This window comes from Mastigocladopsis repens PCC 10914, assembly GCF_000315565.1.
GTDB lineage: Bacteria > Cyanobacteriota > Cyanobacteriia > Cyanobacteriales > Nostocaceae > Mastigocladopsis > Mastigocladopsis repens.
Window position 1 is genome coordinate 3191053 of the sequence record NZ_JH992901.1, and the last position, 20593, is coordinate 3211645.

A 20593-nucleotide genomic window follows, 5' to 3' on the forward strand; every position below is an offset into this window, starting at 1 on the left:
TCTAAAAGACGAGGAGTTTTGCGCTTATTCTCCGACTGCTCCCAAGGATTTTAAAATAGTTTTCTGAGCAGTTGTTAAACCAGTAGTATTGTTAATATTCATACCTTCATATGGTCTACTGCATCTTAAGGTTTGCCAGCATTCACCTGTTTGCAGATACCAAAGTTTGATGGTTTGGTCTTCGCTACCGCTGGCTAATATGCAATTATCGGGGCTAATTGCAACCGTCCATATTGCTTTATCATGTCCTGACAATGTTCTAATATGTTTACCTGTACTGGCATCCCATAGTTTTACTGTTTGGTCGTCGCTACAACTAGCTAAAATCTGACCATCTGAACTAAATGCTACCATGCGGATGCGGTGGGTATGTGCTTGTAATGTGTGCAGACATTCCCCGGTGTTCACATCCCATAGTTTGATGGTTTTGTCGCAACTAGCACTGGCAATTATGTTTGCATTGGGGCTGAAAACTACGCAATCAACTCTATCTTGATGTCCTACCAGTGTCTGCAAGCAAGTTCGATTATTGACATCCCATATTTTGACAGTTTTGTCATCGCTAGCGCTTGCTAGTATGGTATTGTCAGGATGAAAGGCAACTGATTTGACTCTATTTTGATGTCCGACTAAAGTGTGCAAACATTCACCAGTCCGCCAATCCCAAAGTTTTACAGTACTGTCACGACTACCACTAGCTAAAATTTTCCCCTGGGGACTAAAAGCAACCGAATGTACCCAAGCCTCGTGTCCCCGGAGTGTTTTCAAGCATTGGCTTTGATGATTCCACAGTTTGATGGTGTTGTCATCACTACCGCTAGCTAGTAGACAATCTTTAATATGTTGAGGAGCAAAGGTGACTGAAGATATTAAGTTATTGTGTCCTTGTAATATTGAGTGGCATTTTCCCGTTTTTATATCCCATAGTCTAATTTTCTGATCTTGGGAACTGCTGGCTAATGTTTGACCATCTGGACTAAAAGCGAGAGATAATATCCAGTTACTATACCCTTTTAATGTTTTTAAGCAGCGTCGCGATCGCATATCCCAGAGTTTGATGGTTTGGTCCTCGCTGATACTCACTAAAGTTTGATTGTCTGGATGCAAATCAACTAACCAAACCCGCTGGTTATGTTCGTGTAACGTTTGCAGACATTCTCCAGTCTCCACATCCCAAATTTTGATTGTGTTATCTTCGCTGCCAGTAACTATGGTTTTATCGTCGTGACTAAAAGTTACAGTCCAGACAAAGCTGTTGTAATCTGGTAGAGTTTTGATGCATTGACCACTGGATATATCCCAGAATTTTACCGTATTACCATCGCTTCCGGTAACTAATGTTTGTCCGTCGTGACTTAAAGCAACAGCAAGTTCCCAATTAATCGGAATATTGAAGATTTGTAAACATTCCCCAGTTGGGATATCCCACAATCTAACGGTGTTATCAACACTTGCAGTAATTAATATTTGGTTGTGGGGATGGAAAGTGACAAAGGTGAGATTATTTGTATGTCCTCGGAAAACCTGCAAACATTGTCCGGTTGAGATATTCCATAATCTGATAGTTTTATCGTTGCTACCACTAGCTAAAGTGTTACCGTCGTGGCTAAATGCAACGGATTGTACATCTGATGTATGACCTGTTAGTATTTGCAAGCATTGCCCGCTTTCGACGTTCCATATCCTGATAGTGCGATCGCGACTCCCGCTAGCTAGGATTTTACCCTGGGGACTAAATGCAAGCGATCGCACCCAAGCTGTATGACCGTCAAGTTGAAGTAATTGTCTGATGTTGTCAACTTCCCATAGATATATTTGATTCTCAATCGCTGTTGCTAATAATTTACCTGTGGGGCTGAATTTGGCTGCTAAGATACTACCTAAAGTTTGGGTAAATACTGATTTACTTAAATCGGAATGAGCAAAGTTTGTTTGTTGTAAGTTGATTCCTTGCAGGTAAGCTTGCCAAATATTTAAATTAGAAAAGTCATAGTTATTTAGTTCTATATCAAGTTGTCGCAAGAGATTAATTATATTACCCGCAGCATATCCCGGTTTTGGGGTTATAGAGGATTTGAGTTGCGATAAAAGTTGATTTAAATGCTTTTGAATAGTTTCCCTTTGTACCCAAAAATTTGATAATTTATCAGCAATGGGTTTGAGAATAAATTGGAATTGAGCATTTCTGAGGTAATCTTGGGTTTGGGCTTGAATTAAAGCATATTTATTCAGGATTTGAATTTCTCCTGTAGAAATCTCTTGGGTAACTTGTTCGATTAATTCTTCAATGACATACTCCATCACCACTGGCTGCAGAGTAAACTTACCTGCTTGATTTTCAATTAAGCAGCGCGATTGTAAAGACTCTACTGTTGTCAGTAAATATCGCGTTTTGACAACATCAATAATATTGCTTTGTAACTCTTTTAAAGATAGCCATTCTCGATGAATCGCCAACCAATACATGACTTGTTTTTCTAAAATCGAAAGACGGTAAAACTGCTGGCTGAGTAAATCGAAAATATCGCCGAAGATAATTGTCCCTGCTTGTAAAAAATCAGTAATACTACCAGCAAATAATTCTTCAATCGTCGTCGCTCCAATCTTTAGCGCCAGCGGATTACCAGAATAAGACTCAACTAAGTTGTTTATTTGAGTTGCTGATGGCGATAAACCTTTTTGTAATAAAATTAATTCTCCTTCTCGAAAATTTAACCCTTTTAATGTTAGTGATCGCGCTGGGAAATTATCACCTTCTCTCGCGCCAAGTCCTCTAGGTTTTTCTCGACTGGTGACTAAAATACAACTTTGATGGCGAGTATCTCCCACACGTTGTAAAAGTTGTCCGTATCCTGCATATTCTTCTCGGTAATTTCCGGCTTGTTTATCGCTGTCTAATATCGATTCGAAATTATCCAACACCACTAAACAGCGAGAAGCACGCAGACATTCGATGAATTGAGATATTTGTTTATCTAAGGAATTTGCTACAGATCTTTGATGTTCTTGAGATAAAAAACTGATTAAATCGCTCAATAATTCTTCTACTGGTGGCGCATTTCGTAAGCTTCGCCAAATTAAACAATCGAATTCATTTTCCACCAGTTCTGCTAACTTGACAGATAAAGCTGTTTTTCCAATTCCACCCATGCCAATTATTGTAATTAATCGGCAATTATCCGTTAGAATCCATTTTTTTAATATGTTAATTTCGTCATTACGTCCGTAAAATATCGAAACATCAATCGCCTCTCCCCAATCCTGGCGCTTTTTTTTACTTTCTACTTGAGTGTGATTAAATATAGCTTGAGATGCAAATTTTTCCTTGAAACTCACCCAACTAGGTTGTTCTTCAGCGGGATTAATAAAAATTACAGGTAGCCAACTCGCACCAGGAAAATCATCTTCTAATCCTTGTAGTCTGCGTCGCGCTTGCTGTACTGACGTATACAACGATTTTTGTTCAAACGCAAACGCTTGTAAAAAATAATTAAAAAATTCTTCTGCAACGCGATTTGGCACTGGTTCGCGCATAACAATTGTCGTCGGCAGGTTTAATTTTTCCAAGCCATGAGCCAACCCTAAACCATTGCAAGAATTAAAAATTGCTAGTTGCAAACCGGCATCAATCGCCGCTTTTAACGCTTCTGTTAATTGTTCAATCGTCAAACTATTATTGGTCAGATTTTCATTAATATAAATTATTCCTGTTTCCTCCTCAGTTTGACTATGCCCAGCAAAAAAGAGCATATCCCAACCTTGAGAATCCCAAAGTTTATCGTTAAATTCTCGCCGTGAAGGCTTGACAATTAACTGTATCTCTGCATTTGGTAAACTTTGTAAAAACCTCTGTTCTCTTTCTAAATCAATACCTTGAGAATTGCCTAAAATTGCCAAAATTCTCACGTGATTTCTCTTAATTTGCGACAATTGCGACCCAGGAGTGCGTTTATATTCAGTTCTCGAAAAAGAAAGTTCTGAACGCGGATAATCTTGAAAAAAACTGCAACAATGCCAAGGTAATTTTTGGATAATAATATCTTGAGTTTCGATAATTACCCGTATTTCATCTGCCGGATTAAGCGCAGCGCGTAGCTGTCGGCTAATACTAGCAATCCCTGGTGATTCCAGCCAATTATTAATACTTAGCTGTAACTGTTGAGACAAATTATTAAAATCTACTACAGAGACATTCGTGATATCACCTTCATCAATTTCTAGTTCATCATCATCATTATCATTCGCCAAATTCCTAATCGCTCCACTTACTAGGCGATGGGCTGCGCCCCGCCAAAGGCGATCGCACAAACTCTGATACATCGATTGCCAATTTCGATACAACTCTACCAAATTCGGCGCTGGTGGTAAACTACCGATAAACTGCTGCGGACGAGGATTATTTAATGTCCACAACCCAGCAGTCACAACAGGAAATCCCTCGTATAAATCACCATATCCCAGATTGATGACAACTGAATAAATCATCTAAAACCTCCAGGAGACTACCACTGAAACGGTACGGCTGTCAGTGGTGGGTAGTTTACTCTGCAAGTATGCCTAGCGAGGGGACATAGGGACTAGATGTTTATTTTAACCTATGATCGCGGAATTCCCCATCCGCCATGTGGTGGGGATAGTGTGCGATCGCTCCGCATTGTTCGGAGTCTTGTCTTCTCCTAAAAGCGATCGCCAGTGAGAGGAATATCCTACCGGACGCAAGCAACACAAAACGTGTTATCAATGTAATATGTAAATCTTCAGATGGTTTGGAACTGAATTGGTGTTCTAGTCACTCGAGAAGTTTTTACATCCCGTCAATATTGGTAATCTTATGCCAAGAATAAGAATAAGGATGGGTCAGATTTCAAACTTCAGACTAAGAGCGGAGAATTCTGGAGGAGTTCTCAAAGCAGTCTCAACGTACCAAGACCGAAATAATGACTGAATTGGCTAGTACATCGTTAACTTAACAGCACTGGAACACATTCATCACGCTATCTAACTGGAACTTTAGGAATTATGGGAACTTCAAATAGAGAGTTTGAAATCAACAAAAATGAGGAAGAGTGGCGCGAAGTTTTGACACCGGAACAGTTTTGCGTGTTGCGTCAACATGCGACAGAACGTCCTCACACCAGCGCACTCAATAAGGAGTATGCTCAAGGCACTTATGTATGTGCTGCTTGCGGGCTGCCATTGTTTACATCTAACACCAAATTTGACAGTGGCACTGGCTGGCCCAGTTTTTTTCAACCAATTGAAGGTGGAATCGGCACAACCGTAGACAAGTCGTTATTTATGACTAGAATTGAAGTGCATTGTAACCGCTGTGGTGGGCATCTAGGTCATGTGTTTGACGACGGTCCCGAACCTACTGGCAAACGCTACTGCATCAACGGTGTTGGTCTAAAGTTTATTGCAGACTGATATTAAGCGTGTGGAGTTGAAGGCGATTGGGCAAAAATAAATTCGTAGTGAGGGCTTTAGTCCTCTTGCTCGAGAAAGCAAGGACTAAAGTCCTTACTACAAAGAAGTTTTATTATGGGTAATTTCCCCAACATGATATTACAGCCGTTTTCAACTAGACGCGCCCTGGCGCATCTCTACATACGAGAAATTTTCACAAATAATCTTAACTATATTGAGGTCAATCCTACTTTACCTTGGCACGGAAGCGAATGAAACCATAAGCAGGACTATTGGGTGCGCTATCAGGCAAAGTCGTGGAATTTTTCACCACGTCCACTACTACCGCTCCTGTGAGGTTTTGAGCGGCGGGCAATGCTGGGAGAGGAGTCGAACCTGAGAAAGCAGCTTTGTTACAAGATCCAGGAGCTTCTGTGCCAGATGGGATAAACTGACCACCATCAGTGGTATCATTGGCATTAGTTAGATTGGTGCTTGTAGAGCCGATCGCCATCGCAATGCCAGAACCAGATGCGAAGGCATTCTCAACAAAGGTGGTATTAGTAGGCTCCAAGTCACAAATACTGACGTTTTTAATGGGTGTACCACCGCTAGAGAGGAAGTAAATGGTGTATTCTAATTCATCACCTGGTTGGACTTTACCGCCATTGATTGCACCTTTAAGGTAACTAGCGGGCCAGTTGGGGTTGTTGTCGTCGGTGGAGTTAGGGTCATCAACAACAGCAGTCAAATCAACAGTTCCATTCGTGGTTTTGCCGTTGATGGCGGTAATGCGTTTGACGAGAAGTAGCTTAGGAAAACCGTTATTGTTGAGACCAACGCTGGTAAAGCGAGTTCCTACAGTATCAGTATCTATAGTTGGTAGATAGTTTGTACATCCTTGAGTCTTGGCTGTACCGCTCGTGGTTGGTTCCCAGCAAGCACTGGTATTGGTATCTAGTCCATTTCGAGTTAAGCTAATTGACTGACCAGTATTAGCCTTAGCCAAGGCAGACTGATAGGTGCTATTCCACAGGTTAAGAGAACTTGGAGGCGCGGTATTAATAGCACTACCCGAACCGTATGCGATATAGTCAACAATCTGAGTTTGGTTATCGTATAACCAGACATCGTCACCGGTGTTGTTGAGGCTGGGACTTTGTCCTAACCAAGTTTGAAAAGTAGCTCCACTTGCCTGACGATCTGAGGTGTTAGTGCCAATCCAAATTACGGCATATTGCCCAGGTGCTAAGGTTGTACCGCTAGGGAAAACGTACGGGCTTGAATTGCCAGTAATACTACCAGTGCCATCGGTACTATTGGCAATTAGGTTACCATCCATCAGCTTCCAACCGCTGAGGTCAACCGTCGAATTAGAAGCATTGTAGATTTCAATAAATTCATCGTTCGCGGCAGCAGTATTAGCCCCTGTTTGGGCGTACAGCACTTCGTTAATGATGACTTTGCCTTGAAGCGGTGAAACTTGGTAAACACCAATTGTTGTGGGGTCACTGGCAGAGTTGTTAGTGGTGTTAGCTTCGCCACCACCCGAGACAGTAGCTGTGTTAGTGATGCTAGATGGGGCATTCGCAGCAACGGTAACACCAAGGCTGATAGCAGGATAGCTAGCTGCCGCAGCAAGAGCATCCAAACGGGTACAGGTGACAGTCTGTCCGGAAATTGTACAAGTCCAACCTGTGCCAGTAGCTGCTGTAGGAGTCAAACCTGTGGGTAGAGTGTCAGCCACAGTCACAAGCCCAGTGGTTGCAACACTACCAGAGTTAGTCGCGGTGATAGTGTAGGTTCCAGATGAACCTAGGATAAAGTTGCCTGTGTGAGTTTTGGTGATTGTCAGGTCAGAAGCACCGTTAATTGTCGTTGGGTCGTTGGCTGTGTCGTTCGTGGTGTTTGTCTGGCTACCACCGGAGACTTTAGCTGTGTTCGTGACAGTAGAGGCGGCATTGGAGGCAACGGTAACACCGAGGGTGATAGCGGGATAGCTGGCTGCGGCTGCTAGGGCATCAGTGCGAGTACAGGTGACAGTTTGTCCTGATATTGTACAAGTCCAGCCTGTGCCAGTTGCCGTTGTGGGAGTTAGACCTGTAGGTACGGTATCGGTAACTGTGACAGTACCACTGGTAGGCGCACCACCGGAGTTAGTAGCGGTGATGGTATAGCTACCAGTTCCTCCTTGGGTGAAGTTGCCTGTATGAGTTTTGGTCACGGTTAGGTCAGCAACACCATTAATTGTCGTGGGGTCACTGGCAGAGTTGTTAGTGGTGTTAGCTTCGCCACCACCGCCAACTGTGGCAGTGTTGGTGATACTTGCTGGGGCGTTAGAGGCAACAGTAACGCCGAGGCTAATTGCTGGGTAATTTGTGTTGACTGCCAAAGCATCGGTACGGGTACAGGTGACAGTTTGCCCTGATATTGTACAAGTCCAGCCTGTGCCTGTTGCTGTTGAGGGAGTCAAACCTGTGGGCAAGGTGTCAGTGACGGTGACTGTGCCACTGGTAGCCGTACCACCGGAGTTTCTTGCAGTGATGGTGTATGAGCCAGTTCCACCTTGGCTGAAGTTGCCCGTGTGAGTTTTGGTGATGGTTAGGTCAGAGACAGCGTTAATTGTCGTGGGGTCATTGGCTGTGTTGTTGTCTGTTTTGGTTTCGCCACCGCCGGCAACTGTGGCTGTGTTGGTAACGCTAGCTGGGGCAGTGGCGGCAACATTAACGCCGAGGGTAATTGCTGGGTAGCTTGCACCTGCAGCTATAGCATCAGTGCGGGTACAAGTGACAGTTTGTCCTGATATAGTGCAAGTCCAGCCTGTGCCAGTTGCGGTTGTAGGAGTTAAACCTGTAGGCACGGTGTCAGTGACGGTAACTGTACCACTTGTAGCAATAGTACCGGAGTTAGTAGCGGTGATGGTATATGAGCCAGTTCCACCTTGGGTGAAGTTGCCCGTGTGAGTTTTGGTAATAGTTAAGTCAGAGCTACCCCCAATTGGGGCGGGATCACCTACAGCAAAGTAAGTATATTGTGGACGCAAAACTGGGTGGCTTGCAGAACCAGCGTTAGTGTTGACGCCAGTGGTGCCTAGGCGGGGGCGAAGCCGAACCAAGTAGTATTTGTTGGGGGTCAAGCTGCCAGCAGAAACGTTGCCATAGTTAGTGTTAGCTGTCAAGTTAGTGCCGACAACTTTGGAGTAGTAATAGCTCGTTAGTATATCTTCATCTAATTTAGAACCTGAATCTAAGCTGAAATTAGTCGTCCAGGTTGAAACGGTTGCCGCAACGTTGCCTGAATTATTGGCATAATCTGTCTCCGGGTTTCCAGTAGGGGGGACATCTAAGCGAATAATATCGACGATGTCGTTTAGGGTGTCTCCCCAACTGGGCAATTTCGAGCCAGTTGTTGTGCTGGGAGTTGTCGTCGTGTCATTGGCACCAAGTGTGGAATTTTCGATTGTAATTTGATCTGTGGATGTGTAGACGGCTTTGTTAGTTGTCAGTAGAAGCGAACTAGTATTGTTGGGTCTACCGCTTGTACAAGCACTTGTCCTGCGGTATGTGATGCTTTGTGTTGCTGATGCTGTGCCATAGTAAATGCTAAAGTCTCTGCTGAAGACTTCAGCCCTAAATGTTACGGTGGCAGAGGTACCGCTGGCTAAGTTCAAGGCATTCGCCATTTGCTGAGTATTAAGACCAAAGTTAGCTCTAACGGTATAGTTACCCCCATTAGCAACAATGGGTGTGTTAACGACTTGACCGTAACTATCATCCCAGTTTGAGCCACCAACAGTGGGGTTTCTACTCATATAAGTTGGTCCACCGTAGAGTAGGTCTTCAGATAAATTGACTGTTGTACCACCTACGTTTGCCGTTGCTCGGAAGACTACCCGAAAAGCCTCATTGCTGCCTATTGTATTCCTTAAATTGGTGGCAATGGTAATCGTGTCACCCGAATCAGGAGTACCCCCAACTATACAAGCGTCGTCAAGGATAGTGAAAGATGGGGTGCCGACCGTAACTCCTGCTGTCTGAGCTAGACCTACCTGCGGTAGCAAAAGTTGGCTGCCAAACCCTAAAACTATCGCACTTAAAACACCAGCGACACGCTTTGACTTTTTACGTCGCTTTCCTTGAGAACTTTGGGCAACAGCCCTTAAATTTTTTAATAAAAATAAAGATTTCATTTTTTATACCTGAGTAATTATAGGTGGCGAGCGCCTCTGTAGAGACGCGCCATGGCGCGTCTCTACAACGTGGGTGATATCACATCCATAGATTTGCGGGATTGTTTTTGTCTAATTCCCATTTGGCTGGGTTGTGGAAAATATATTCTCGAATTTGATCTAAAGAACCATCGGCGCGAATAATGTGGTCATAAAATCTGGTTTGCCAACCAAAATGGTCATGACCATTTTTGTGACACCAGCGGGTTACAGAAGATTTGTAGGCATTAATAATTACCGATAATGAACCCCGTTTTAATGGTGCAAATTTGTTATATTCATCCGTTGGTTCGGTGCATCCTCGTTGTAGAGACGCGCCATGGCGCGTCTCTACATCAATGGGATGGCGCGTCTCTACATCGCGTAGGTGGTCAATGGCAATATTAGTGGCGCGATCAATAACAATAATGCCGTGTACATGATTGGGCATGATGACATATGCATCTATGTAGGTGTCATCAAAATGGTTGGGAATGTCTGTCCAAAATTGTTGGGTAATTTCTCCAATTGTTGATAGCTGCACTTGACCTGCATTCACATCGCCTAAGAAACAGATGCGATCGCAGGTACAAATGGTGACGAAGTACCAGCCATTAGCAGCATAATTCCGATTTGGTAAACGGGTTGATTCAATTCGGTATTTGCCCTTAAATTTTGGTTGTGTCATAGTTACAATCCCAAATTTATGATTAACAACCTCGTTGTAGAGACGCGCCATGGCGCGTCTCTACATTAATTGGCTGTGCTATTTCCATCAATTGAACGTATCACTGCGTTCATAGCAGGTTCAGAGGTTCCATACTGGGGATGAATGGCGATCGCGCTCAAGCGTTCTCCAGCTTTTAGGTTGCCCAAAGTGAAGGAGAACCTACCAGTTTTATCAACATTTACAGTGGTAATGACTTCATTAAGCGGTCCTTGAGTATCAGTATCTTCACGTACACGATAAATTTGCACTACAGAACCAGGAGTGGCAACGCCATCGAAAGTGACGGTTGCCTTCTTTTGGTCTATAAAGAACTCTGGACTTAAAAAACGTGGCGCATCAATACCAAAATTGCCTGTCTTGCGGCGACGCTGATAACTATCGGTAATTGGGTTTGCCCCATCGCCTTGTTGGTAGTCTTTAACACCAACATTTTGTTGAGCGACTAAATCAATACTGAGTCCTTGTAACTTTGCAAATTGATTGTTTTGAATGCGATTGCCTTTGCTCTGAGGATAAGCTGCTACTACAATCCCAGGTCCAGATTGTTCAGTGATTTTGTTATTGAGTACTTCATGGTTATTACCCATCAGGTAAATCGCTGCTCGTTGCAATTGCCGACCATTTCGGTTAATATTGTTTCTGTGAATTTTTACTAAACCTTCTGGCTTAAAAAGATACACGGCACTGCCAGCGTTATCTTGAATCAGATTTGCTGTCACTTGGGCGTTGCTAATTATACCCTCCAACCTAATAGCATCGGGCATCCCAGCAAAACCATTACGCTGAATAATATTTTGTATAATTTGCAAATTCTCTGCGCGAACAGCAGTAATAATGCCGCTCCCATCGTGATTGGCAATGCGGTTACGCCGAATAGTAGTGTTCACACCGTTGAAAACAGACACTCCAAATGCCGAAGTGATTGACGGCATACTTGCATTAGGTGGAATGCCTAACCAATTATTTTCAATAACCACATTTTGGGGTGGTTGACTGATACGTGGGGTGGACATCTTGCTCGCGCCCATGCGATTCTCATAGGGTGCAAAGCCGATAAAAATATCCGCAGGCGGTGTACTTGCCGTAGCACCATGACGGGAGGTAAAACCGTAGATACTCAAACCACGAATCGTAATTTTATCGGTCGCTACCGTAAAACCACGGAAAACTTCCTTGTCTGTAGCAGGGGTAATTGCTACAATTGGAGTAGCCGATTTACTAGCGTCATAGCCCGGTTGAGTGCTACCATCAATGACTAATCCAGGAGTCGCGAGGGGTGGTAGGACATCCACAAGGCGGATGGTGGTTTGCTTTTGTGGCAGATTAAACTCAATCCGCGATGCATTGTTAGCATTGAGGGGTGTTACTTGAGTTTTTTCAGATGCGCTTAGTTGTTGCACTGGCAAAGTACCATTGACAATGGCGATCGCTTCCCGCAATGTCACCACATCATCAGCTTGCACCGCCCCATCCTGGTTACTGTTAACCACCACCCGTAGGGAGAGGAGGGGAGTGGGAGAGGGGAGGAGTGGGGGCTGACTAATAGCCTCTTTTGGCAGTATTAAAATTAATAAGACAACAGCCAGACCAATTTTGTAATACAGAGTTGCGTTCATAGGTATCACCTCACCCCCGCCCCTCTCCTTGCTAAGGAGAGGGGTGCCCGGAGGGCGGGGTGAGGTTTTTGAATGCAACTTAGTATAAGACCTCATCAATTTCTTCATATCTTACTCCTGTGCGTCCCCGCCTTCGCGCTCCTGAGTTTATTAACGACACTTGTCACAGCAGATTCCTGTTGTTGGTTCGCGTTCTTAAGTCTATTCACGACAGCTTGCACCGTAGATTCCTGCTGCTGGCGTGGGGCAACCTTTTGCAGTCCAAAGCCATCAAACAATTCATTGAGCTTGAGCGTTAACCCCACATATGGTCCGCCTGCGGAACGTGTGCCAGAAAAATCCCGATCATCGACATCACCAAAGACGTATCCAGCAGCAAGCCGCAGGTTAGGAGTGAGGTAGTAACCCGTTTCAATCAAAAAACCTGTCTCGCTGTGGTCAGATTCACCAATCCAGCGCGCCTCACCTACCAAATCCATGCTGTATCCCAAGCGATAGGTAGCCCGGAGTTGTGCCAGATTTATCATACTGGTGCCAACTAAATCGTTAGCTAAGTAAGAGGTACTGTTACGCAATGCATACTTGCCATAGAATTCCCATTGCCAGTTAGGAGCGTAAATAGCTTCTAAGGCAAAGGTATGGTCTTCAGAACCCGTACCGCTGCCTAACAGGATAGTGTCAGGAGTCGTTGACGGATTTTTGCGATATTCATAACGCAATAAGGCGTTAAACTTATCCTCGTTGGGGTCGCGGTAGGCTAAACCTAATTTGAGGCTGGCAGTATCTCCCAGACCTGACAGCTTCTGATTGGAAGAACCAGCTTGTTGGTAGCGAATCAAGGCTGTCAGAGCAGGAGAAATCTTACCCGTAGCAGCAGCTGAGATGACCGTGTTAGACCCACTAGAGGAGCTGCGATACTCGTAGCGGGCACTTGCTTGGAAATTGGGATTATCAGTGTATTCCAGTCCCACACTGTAGCTATCGCCACTGTTAACACCAAGGGAGTAGCCAGTTTGACCAACGGCAACGGATTGAGCATAGAGCTGACCCGTCGCAGTTTGCCCATTGAAGTCCCCAAACACATGTTCGTAAGCTAAATTCAGGCGCAACCCAGGGGCAATAGTCCAGCGGTTATTCAGTCCAATCGCTCCTTGGGTAGTGATTTCGTTAGCACCACCTAAAATTGAGTAACGTCCCGTGATGGTGGTATCTCTGCCAAGTTTGTGTTCGCCATTAATACTGAGGCTGGTGATGGAGTTACCATCATACTGACCACGAGTATAGAACTGTTGGGCAAGACTGATATTGACACCAGGCATGACACCCCAATTTAGCCCGAGGACAGTACGGTCTGGATAGACGCTATCAACATCAGAAGACAAAGTTAATTCATTTTGTGCTTGAAACGTGAGGTTTTTTAGTATGGGGTATGTGAAGCGCGATCGCAGCTGATCGGAATTGCTACTTGAGTCAGTTGTCGATATCCGGTCTTCCCGATCACGATGAATCCAATCCACATCCACAGAAGCTTTGCCGAAGCGTTGTTGAATCCCCGCAGTAATCGTCGTTAGTGAATTATCAACTTTGCTACCAGGAGTCGCTGTGGAAGTGGGTGAAAACAGTTCTTCAAAGGTATCTAGAGGTTGGGAAGCGGTGCCGAAGTTGTCTTCGTGGTCGTATTGCACCTTCACATTCGTGGTATTGCTAAGTTTAGCTGTAAGCTGTGCGCCATAGCGAGTTTGACCGGGTACAAAGCTGATAGTGGCGTTATTAGCAAAGTCAGTATCAGCAAAGCGATAATAAGCACGACCTTGGATACCTTTGACAATCTCTCCCTCAGCTTCTAAGCGGTAGGCGTCCCCGGTGACATTTGTCATGAGTTCCGAGTCGTTCGTGGAATGGGCATATTCAGCAATAAATTTGCCCTTGGAACCCAGAGCAATCATTGCATCTGCGCCATACAGTTGAAAATCACGCACCCCCTGGTTTTCTTGTAAGAAAGTCGCTCCTATCCAACTTTCGCGGTTACCTGTGCGAGATAAGTTGTATTGCAGGCGACCTGCATAAATATTGCTGTCAGAGTCTTTGCTATCGTATTGGTAGCTGACAACGATGCGACGGACTAAAACTTCTCCATTTTGACCAATATCTGTGCGTAGGATAGGCTCACGGAATAATAAGGTGCCGCGATCATAATCAATTTCGTAGTCTGAATCTCGGTTAAGCTGTTTACGTTCCAGAACTGTACCGGGACGATTGAGTTCTTCTAACTCAAGGAAAACATTTTCACTACCAGCAACTAGTAACCTTTGAGAAAGGAAGTAATAGCCGCTCGTCCCATCGGGGGCAAGCGTATCCCGTTGAAAACCTTCGACGTTATTACCGTAGAAACCCGTAATTTGTAAATTACCCAGGTTGTAATTTGCTTTAAAACCGTGGAGTTGGCGGGTGATAGCGGTAAACTGCTGGGACGAACGAGCAAATTCCTCGGTGTTGTAGTCGCCCCACATGGCATAATCGGGGGCAGCTCCTCTAATACGAGATGAGCGCTCTAAACGCAGATATAAGCTGTCAATCGAAGGAGCAACAACCTCGGTTTTGGAGCTATCGCCGTAGACGGGATAATTTTGCTCACTGGATTGGTAAGTTCTAAATAGGCGATTATCACAGTCGCAGTCTTCGTTCAGGGGGCGATCGCTATTGAAAGCGCCTGTAAACAACCACTCGCCAATCGCCCCGGTAGCAAAGACCGCCGCGTCTAAATCTAATTGCGTACCGTTGTCTTTATCTGCGGGCAGGAAATCACGTAACTTGCCGTAATAATCGGTACCTCTAGCACCCAAGCGCAGATCCACAACACCGGTAACGAGACTAGGACGCAGCGCCGTTTGAAATTGTAGTTGGGTAAAGGCTTCTAAATTATTAGCCGTTGCTCGAATTCGCGCGGTTTGCGCTTTCAAATCTGACCGCAGACTTGCGGTGAATTGCCCTGCCTTCGCCTGCACTTGAAATCCTGGTTCATCGGGTTTGAAGTCTGTCCCGACAAACTCACCTGCTGTGGATGTCAGGGTGATAATGGCATCTCGGTTAGAGCGGTTGCCCTTCTCATCGACAAATTGACCCCGAATTGTCGCTGTGGAACGTCCATCAGCAGGAACACGAGCCTCAACCGTTTCCAGTCTGAGTTGCTTTGGCGCTCCCCCGACCACTACCCGCATTGTCACGGGCGGTTCTGTTGCACCTACCGCCTGTGCAGAGATAGTGTTTTCTCCTTCTTTTAAGGAGACACCGTACCATGTCTGCGTTACTATGTTGGTTTTGCTGTCGCTTTCCGTGCGTCCAATTAAGGAGCGGTCTACCAACGAGCCATTCACCCGCAGTTCCACCTGACTCCCGACGGGAAATTGCAGAATTACTGTGGTAGCAGCCGAATCCAAAACACTGTCAGCTGTTGGTGTCAGGATTTTGACTGCTGTTGAGGCTGGGGTTTGGGAGACGGGGGGATTGGAAGATGAGGGAGTGGAGGGAGTAATTTCTCCCCCTTCTCCCCCGGCTCCTTGTTCAACCATAGTTGCAGGAGTCTGTAAGTTGTTGGGGGTTTCGGCTTTGGCTATGGCTGGGTACACAACCAAGCTGATAGTGAATGCCAAAGCCCCCAGCAAGCTAAAGTTAAGAGTAATTGCATGGCGCAGTCTGCGTTTCATTTCTTGACTTGCTCCTGGAAGGTGGGGGTGACTGCGAAGTTCATGCGTACCATCCCACCAGGCTCTAAACGTACAAGGCGAGATTGGCTATTACGTTCGCGGAATTTAACATTGGGAGCTAAGGTGTAACCAGGGAGACTGCTAAGGTCTAAAACACCCGTGTGGTTTCCAGGCAAAACATTGGCAACGGAGAACAAACCATTGGGGTCTGTGGTGATGCGGTTCCCATCTTCCATGAAAATCACTGCATTAGGAATTCCTGCTTCACCAGGCTGCTGTTCACCATCAAAGTTCTTATCGACAAACACGCGACCGATAATAGTGCCGCAGTCAGATGTAATTCCTGCTCGAATTTTCAACTGGTGAGTTGCTGGACCATCCTTGATACGAAAACGGTTGTCAACTCGTTCTGCATTAACGATCGCACTGTTGCGACCGGAACCCCGTATAGAGTCGGTCGTCAGTTGGGTAGCGTAGGCAATATTCAGTACTTTCCCCTGTGGGATAGTTTTGTCTGTTCTGAATGTTACCGTGGAGCCATTGCGTTCCGAAGTTATAGTGACGCGCTGACCGTCAATCTCTCCCTGTGTCTGTTTAGATAAGAAGTTGAATCCCAAAGGTAAGTTGTCGGTGATAACCACATTGTTCATATCGGCATCACCCAAATTCTTCACCGAGAGGCGGTAAATGACCGTATCTCCTGGTTCAGCAGTAGCGCGATCGCCCGTTTTGACAATCTGCGCCTGATTGGTTTGGCAAAGATTTGTGGTAAAATTAAAAGCAGAAAAATCTAGTCCTACTGTTTCAGCATTGGGAACCAAGACAGATGATTCATTGACCCTGGTTCCGCCAGAGCTAGTAATTGGCTCATTATCCAAGGAAGTAGCAACATAGCTGATGATTTTGGTATTATTACTGTCAGTGTTGCCAACGATTTCAATTTTGACGCGCCGCTGCTGGTAGATGGTATTTGCTGGTGGATTGATGACAAGAATGTAAATTCTACCTACATCGGTTTGACCTTTGTTTTCATCGAAGAGGAAACTATATTGACCAGGAGTGTTATTACTAATGGAGTAGGGGTTAAGATTTTCAATATTTGGCGCTTTTCCAAGCGGAATGTCGTTGTTAGGATTATCAGGCACTTCTGTCCGAGTCAGGGGAACCAATTGACCCAATTCAGTCCCTGTGGGATCATTGGGGTTAGATTCGTACAAACCGACAGAAAAACCTGTATAGTCAGATAAAGCTTGTCCACCGCAGCCTAAAATTCGCCCAAACGGGTCAATTAATGGGTTAGGATCAAGTGCAATCTGAGTAGTAGTTCCTTGAAATGTATAATTACTAGCAGAATCTGTATAAGTATAACTAGCTTGGTTTGAGAGCGCTAGACGCGCAACGTTGTTATCTACTTGTTGTGCTTTAATAGGAATGGAACTATGCAAGACACTTACGACTAAAACAGTTGTTGCCGTTAACCTTTGCAACCACATACTGCCAGAAGTAATCTGCTGTTTTGTTTGCGGACGCATCACTTAAAATTTCTCCTCAAAATGGAGAGTGGGCAGTGGGGAGATGAGGGAGATAAGGGAGATAGGGGAGATGAGGAGGATGAGGGAGAAGTTTCCCTCCTTCCCTACTCCCCTACTCTCCTGCTTCCCCTTTTTCCCCTGCTAACTAAATCAGCGTACCTGCACCTCATAAGTCCCCTTGACTGTGGTCTTCGCGGGGACAGACGTGCCAAAATTCCAACGGATATTGGTGTAAGCCATGGCTGGTGCAGGCTTAGTTTCTACTTTGCCGTTAGGTAGGGTCACTTGAATGGTGGGATTTTCTACAAAGTTGCGTCCACCATCAATGCTGTAGGTAATCTTTGCTTGTGAGTTGGGATTCACTCTTGCAGATTTCAGCTTGTACACCATTCCTTTAGGAATAGGTTGATTAATAGTGAAATTCTTGACTGGGCGATCGCCATTATTGATACCACTCACGACGTAACGCAGCGTATCTCCTCGTTGCACCATGGCTTTACCTTGCAAAGATTCCCAGTTAACCTTTTCCTTACCTTGTGAATCCTTTTGCACAACTTGCTTTTCGGCATCCAGACGCAACTGCACTTGTCCTTGACGTTGGATATTTTGCGCGAACGCAGAACCCATATCTGCAGTAGATGTCACTCCTGGTATTGTACCGGTTAATGACACTGCGGTTAAGAATGCGAGTGCTCCTAAACTTGCAATAGTCAAACGTTTCATCTCAATAACCTCTTCAAACTTTCAGAACTTTGCAATAGTTGTTTTCTTGATTAGTGCGTTAGCGCAATCTTCATAACGCACCCTACTGTTACCCCCTCCTACTCCCCCATTTGTGGGGGAGTGAGTAGGAAGAATTTTTTTCATTGAGGGGTTGTGAACGACTAGTTCACCTGGCGTTGGAATCCAAATGTCCTATTCTCACCAGGCGCAACTTCGCCTGTCACAGCATCCTCATACTTAGTGACAGTTGCGTCATCTCCAGCAGTTGCTGTTCCATTAAAGAATCTGATGGTTGCGGCGCCAGAATCTTTAGCTGTAGTCGGTACGTTGCTGGTATCCAGCTTGCCGTCGTTATTGGTATCCTTCGCCCAGTTATTGCTGCCAACTGTGCCATCTTCAGTAATCACGATATTTCTGGCATTTAAAGTCACGTTTCCAGTTCCAGTACCAGGGGCTTCAGAAACGTTCGTATAAGTAATTCGGTACTCAATAATGTTTCCAGGTGCAGCCTTCTTCGCAGTGGTGCTAAAAGTGCCATCGGTTCCTTGCACATCTGGACCAGTTCCTTTCAAGACTTGCGACTCTTTCACCATCTTCAAGTAGCCTGTGTAAATCCGGTCAATGGTGGTATTCTTGGCAAGTTCTGTACCTAAACCAGGAGTTGCATCATCGATGAAAGCAGTCAGAGGAACTGGGTAGCCCTTTTCAGGATCGGTGGAATCGGTGGAGAGTGCAGTCCCATCTGGGAGATCTACCTTCACGTCGTATGTAATAGTACTGCCCGCTGGTACGCTCGGAACGGTGATGTACTTAGAGGTGGCATCAATGGCAGATTGGTCAGCGGTAGCAGCATTGCCATCTGCGTCATACCTGAATTCAGTCCCTGTCCATAGATAAGCTTTAGTAACACCATTATAAGTAATGGTTACTAACGTATTTGCAGGTAGATCAGCAGCAGTTGTCGGTGCAGTTGGAACTAAGGAGATGTCTGTCGCTAGATTACCAGTATTTTGTACTGTGTTTTTGAAGGTGACAGCCGCAGGGTCATAAGTGCTTCCTGGTGCAGACTTGTCAGATGGTACTAGGACAGCTTTGTTAGTGAAGTCATTGTTAATGTCAGTCGGACCAACAGCTTGTGGAGCGGCATTGGGACCAATTATTAACGACACGGTAGCAGAAATTTGGAACTGGTTCACCTCACCACCAGGACCAGTTCCAGTGTTGTCATTGTTACCATCAATATCACCAGCGGCTAACGTACCAGGATCGTTGATATAGCCGTCATCTATGGTTGCAGGCGAGTCAGGAATCTTATCACCGTTGGTATCTGTAGAGCCTGGAGGAATCGTGCCATCATCGTTGAAGTTACTGGGTCTGCTATCACCAGATTCGTCGTAGACTAGGGTTGTGCCCCCGAGGGTTTGACCAAATAACTGAGCAATGTTGTCAAACGTAAAGGTTGATGCAGTGACAGTTGATTTAACTTTGACTTGTATAGAGAATCCGGTTACTGTTGTGCCAGGAGCAACAGAAGTGACTGTGGCTGGATCGTTGACGAAACCGACGCGGGTGACTGTAGCTAGGTTAGTCGCTGCTGTGAGTGGTTGCCAGGTAGCATCATTGGCATTTATGCTAACGGGGTCAGTGGTGTAAACTGCTTGCCACCCCGCTGGTAAACCAGTCGGTATAGCCGCCAGTTCCGTGTCTTTAGGAATAGCATCAGAAACTAAGATACGAGGTTCTGTGAAGCCCTTGATTGTCGTACCTACCAGTGGTGCTGTGGTAATGTTATTTCCTGTTGGGTCATTTAGCTCTACTCTAAGGCTCAAATCATAGCTCAATTTATCGTCATTTATTCTTGCAGTACCACTATTGTCATAGCCATTGGTACTCTGCTTCTTAAGAACTGTAGCCAATGCGTATGACGACCCCTCTACAGTGGCTTGTAGGAAGGCACTAGCCTCACGCGTACCGTTAACTGGGGCACCAACGACATCACCAGGAGTGCCCTCAGCATCTACAGTGTAAACGTCACCAGCGTTGTCAGTCCGTGGTTGGTTCTGAGTATTTGCGCTTGCGCCTGTGTCACCAAGGGTAACTCTAATGACGTCGTTGAGTGTAGCACCTTGGTTGACTGTAACGGTAGCACGCACCTCGATGGAAGCGTTGGCGGCAATTGGAGTTGTGTCGGCATCGTTAATAGCAATCCAAGTTGCACCGTTGTCAGTGCTGTACTCTAGTTGGGTAACTGTACCAGGACCGGTGACACCCACACTGCTTGCAGCAGGAATGTGAAACTTGGTGGGGTCGTTACCGACGTTTTTGACTGTATATTCGTAGTAGAGCGTATCGCCTGTTTGGACTTTACCTCCGTTAGTATCGGTAATTGCCCTAGCTGTCACTTCAATACCAGCGACCTCTGCCACGGTAACGGTAACAGTGTTTGAAGTGGCGTTGATTGTGTTGCCGTCAGGGTCTTGGTAAGTTGCTGTTGCCGTGTTGCTAATTTCTTGATTCGCAGCTGTTTGAGCTAATACGGGCGCGACAAATTGGAAAATTCCATTAGCTATTAATGCTGCTGTAACCAAAGAGCGGTAAAGCTTCGATGGCTTTTTGACAAATTTATTGTGCTGTGACATGATTAGAAGTGAGTAGTAAAATAAACCATTTTCCTG

General features: G+C 45.3%; 9 protein-coding genes and 1 pseudogene. 2 read left to right on the top strand and 8 right to left on the bottom strand.

The annotated features are described in order from the left end of the window. Positions 1–24: 24 nt before the first annotated feature. Positions 25–4485 carry a WD40 domain-containing protein gene (locus MAS10914_RS0116355; RefSeq protein ID WP_017317026.1) on the bottom strand — a complete coding sequence of 1487 codons (4461 nt, stop codon included), beginning with the start codon at positions 4483–4485 and terminating at the stop codon, positions 25–27. A 365-nt stretch (positions 4486–4850) separates the two neighbouring features. On the opposite strand from MAS10914_RS0116355, the pseudogene MAS10914_RS35595 reads away from it, so the two are divergent. Together MAS10914_RS35595 and msrB are read left to right on the top strand one after the other, a co-directional pair. Further along, positions 4851–4949, top strand: a pseudogene (locus MAS10914_RS35595) (TOBE domain-containing protein); the annotation flags it as partial. Positions 4950–5019: 70 nt separating this feature from the next. Beyond that, positions 5020–5427: a peptide-methionine (R)-S-oxide reductase MsrB gene (gene msrB / locus MAS10914_RS0116360; protein ID WP_017317027.1), complete on the top strand. Its 408-nt coding sequence runs from the start codon at positions 5020–5022 to the stop codon at positions 5425–5427. Positions 5428–5653: 226 nt separating this feature from the next. Here the strand turns inward: msrB and MAS10914_RS0116365 are convergent, their stop codons facing one another. The 7 genes from MAS10914_RS0116365 to MAS10914_RS0116395 all read right to left on the bottom strand — a co-directional run bounded on the left by MAS10914_RS0116365 (position 5654) and on the right by MAS10914_RS0116395 (position 20557). Then, complete coding sequence (locus MAS10914_RS0116365) at positions 5654–9595, bottom strand: beta strand repeat-containing protein (RefSeq protein WP_017317028.1); 3942 nt, start codon at positions 9593–9595, stop codon at positions 5654–5656. A 79-nt stretch (positions 9596–9674) separates the two neighbouring features. Then, positions 9675–10301: a transposase gene (locus MAS10914_RS0116370; protein ID WP_026082599.1), complete on the bottom strand. Its 627-nt coding sequence runs from the start codon at positions 10299–10301 to the stop codon at positions 9675–9677. 65 nt (positions 10302–10366) lie between these two features. Beyond that, positions 10367–11959: a right-handed parallel beta-helix repeat-containing protein gene (locus MAS10914_RS0116375; RefSeq protein WP_017317030.1), complete on the bottom strand. Its 1593-nt coding sequence runs from the start codon at positions 11957–11959 to the stop codon at positions 10367–10369. Positions 11960–12063: 104 nt separating this feature from the next. Then, positions 12064–15663: a hypothetical protein gene (locus tag MAS10914_RS0116380; protein ID WP_017317031.1), complete on the bottom strand. Its 3600-nt coding sequence runs from the start codon at positions 15661–15663 to the stop codon at positions 12064–12066. Then, positions 15660–17195 carry a DUF11 domain-containing protein gene (locus MAS10914_RS0116385; protein WP_017317032.1) on the bottom strand — a complete coding sequence of 512 codons (1536 nt, stop codon included), beginning with the start codon at positions 17193–17195 and terminating at the stop codon, positions 15660–15662. Before MAS10914_RS0116385 ends, MAS10914_RS0116380 begins: the two co-directional genes overlap by 4 nt. Before the next feature lie 150 nt (positions 17196–17345). Beyond that, on the bottom strand, positions 17346–17918 hold the full coding sequence (locus MAS10914_RS0116390; RefSeq protein ID WP_017317033.1) for a hypothetical protein: 573 nt from the start codon (positions 17916–17918) through the stop codon (positions 17346–17348). Positions 17919–18079: 161 nt separating this feature from the next. Continuing rightward, positions 18080–20557 carry a DUF7925 domain-containing protein gene (locus MAS10914_RS0116395; protein ID WP_017317034.1) on the bottom strand — a complete coding sequence of 826 codons (2478 nt, stop codon included), beginning with the start codon at positions 20555–20557 and terminating at the stop codon, positions 18080–18082. Positions 20558–20593: the final 36 nt, after the last annotated feature.

Excerpts from the sequence above, each read along its gene's own strand:
- MAS10914_RS0116370 (WP_026082599.1), bottom strand. The coding sequence starts at position 10,301 with ATGACACAACCAAAATTTAAGGGCAAATACCGAATTGAATCAACCCGT.
- msrB (WP_017317027.1), top strand. The coding sequence starts at position 5,020 with ATGGGAACTTCAAATAGAGAGTTTGAAATCAACAAAAATGAGGAAGAG.
- MAS10914_RS0116380 (WP_017317031.1), bottom strand. The coding sequence starts at position 15,663 with ATGAAACGCAGACTGCGCCATGCAATTACTCTTAACTTTAGCTTGCTG.
- MAS10914_RS0116355 (WP_017317026.1), bottom strand. The coding sequence starts at position 4,485 with ATGATTTATTCAGTTGTCATCAATCTGGGATATGGTGATTTATACGAG.
- MAS10914_RS0116365 (WP_017317028.1), bottom strand. The coding sequence starts at position 9,595 with ATGAAATCTTTATTTTTATTAAAAAATTTAAGGGCTGTTGCCCAAAGT.
- MAS10914_RS0116395 (WP_017317034.1), bottom strand. The coding sequence starts at position 20,557 with ATGTCACAGCACAATAAATTTGTCAAAAAGCCATCGAAGCTTTACCGC.
- MAS10914_RS0116390 (WP_017317033.1), bottom strand. The coding sequence starts at position 17,918 with ATGAAACGTTTGACTATTGCAAGTTTAGGAGCACTCGCATTCTTAACC.
- MAS10914_RS0116385 (WP_017317032.1), bottom strand. The coding sequence starts at position 17,195 with ATGCGTCCGCAAACAAAACAGCAGATTACTTCTGGCAGTATGTGGTTG.
- MAS10914_RS0116375 (WP_017317030.1), bottom strand. The coding sequence starts at position 11,959 with ATGAACGCAACTCTGTATTACAAAATTGGTCTGGCTGTTGTCTTATTA.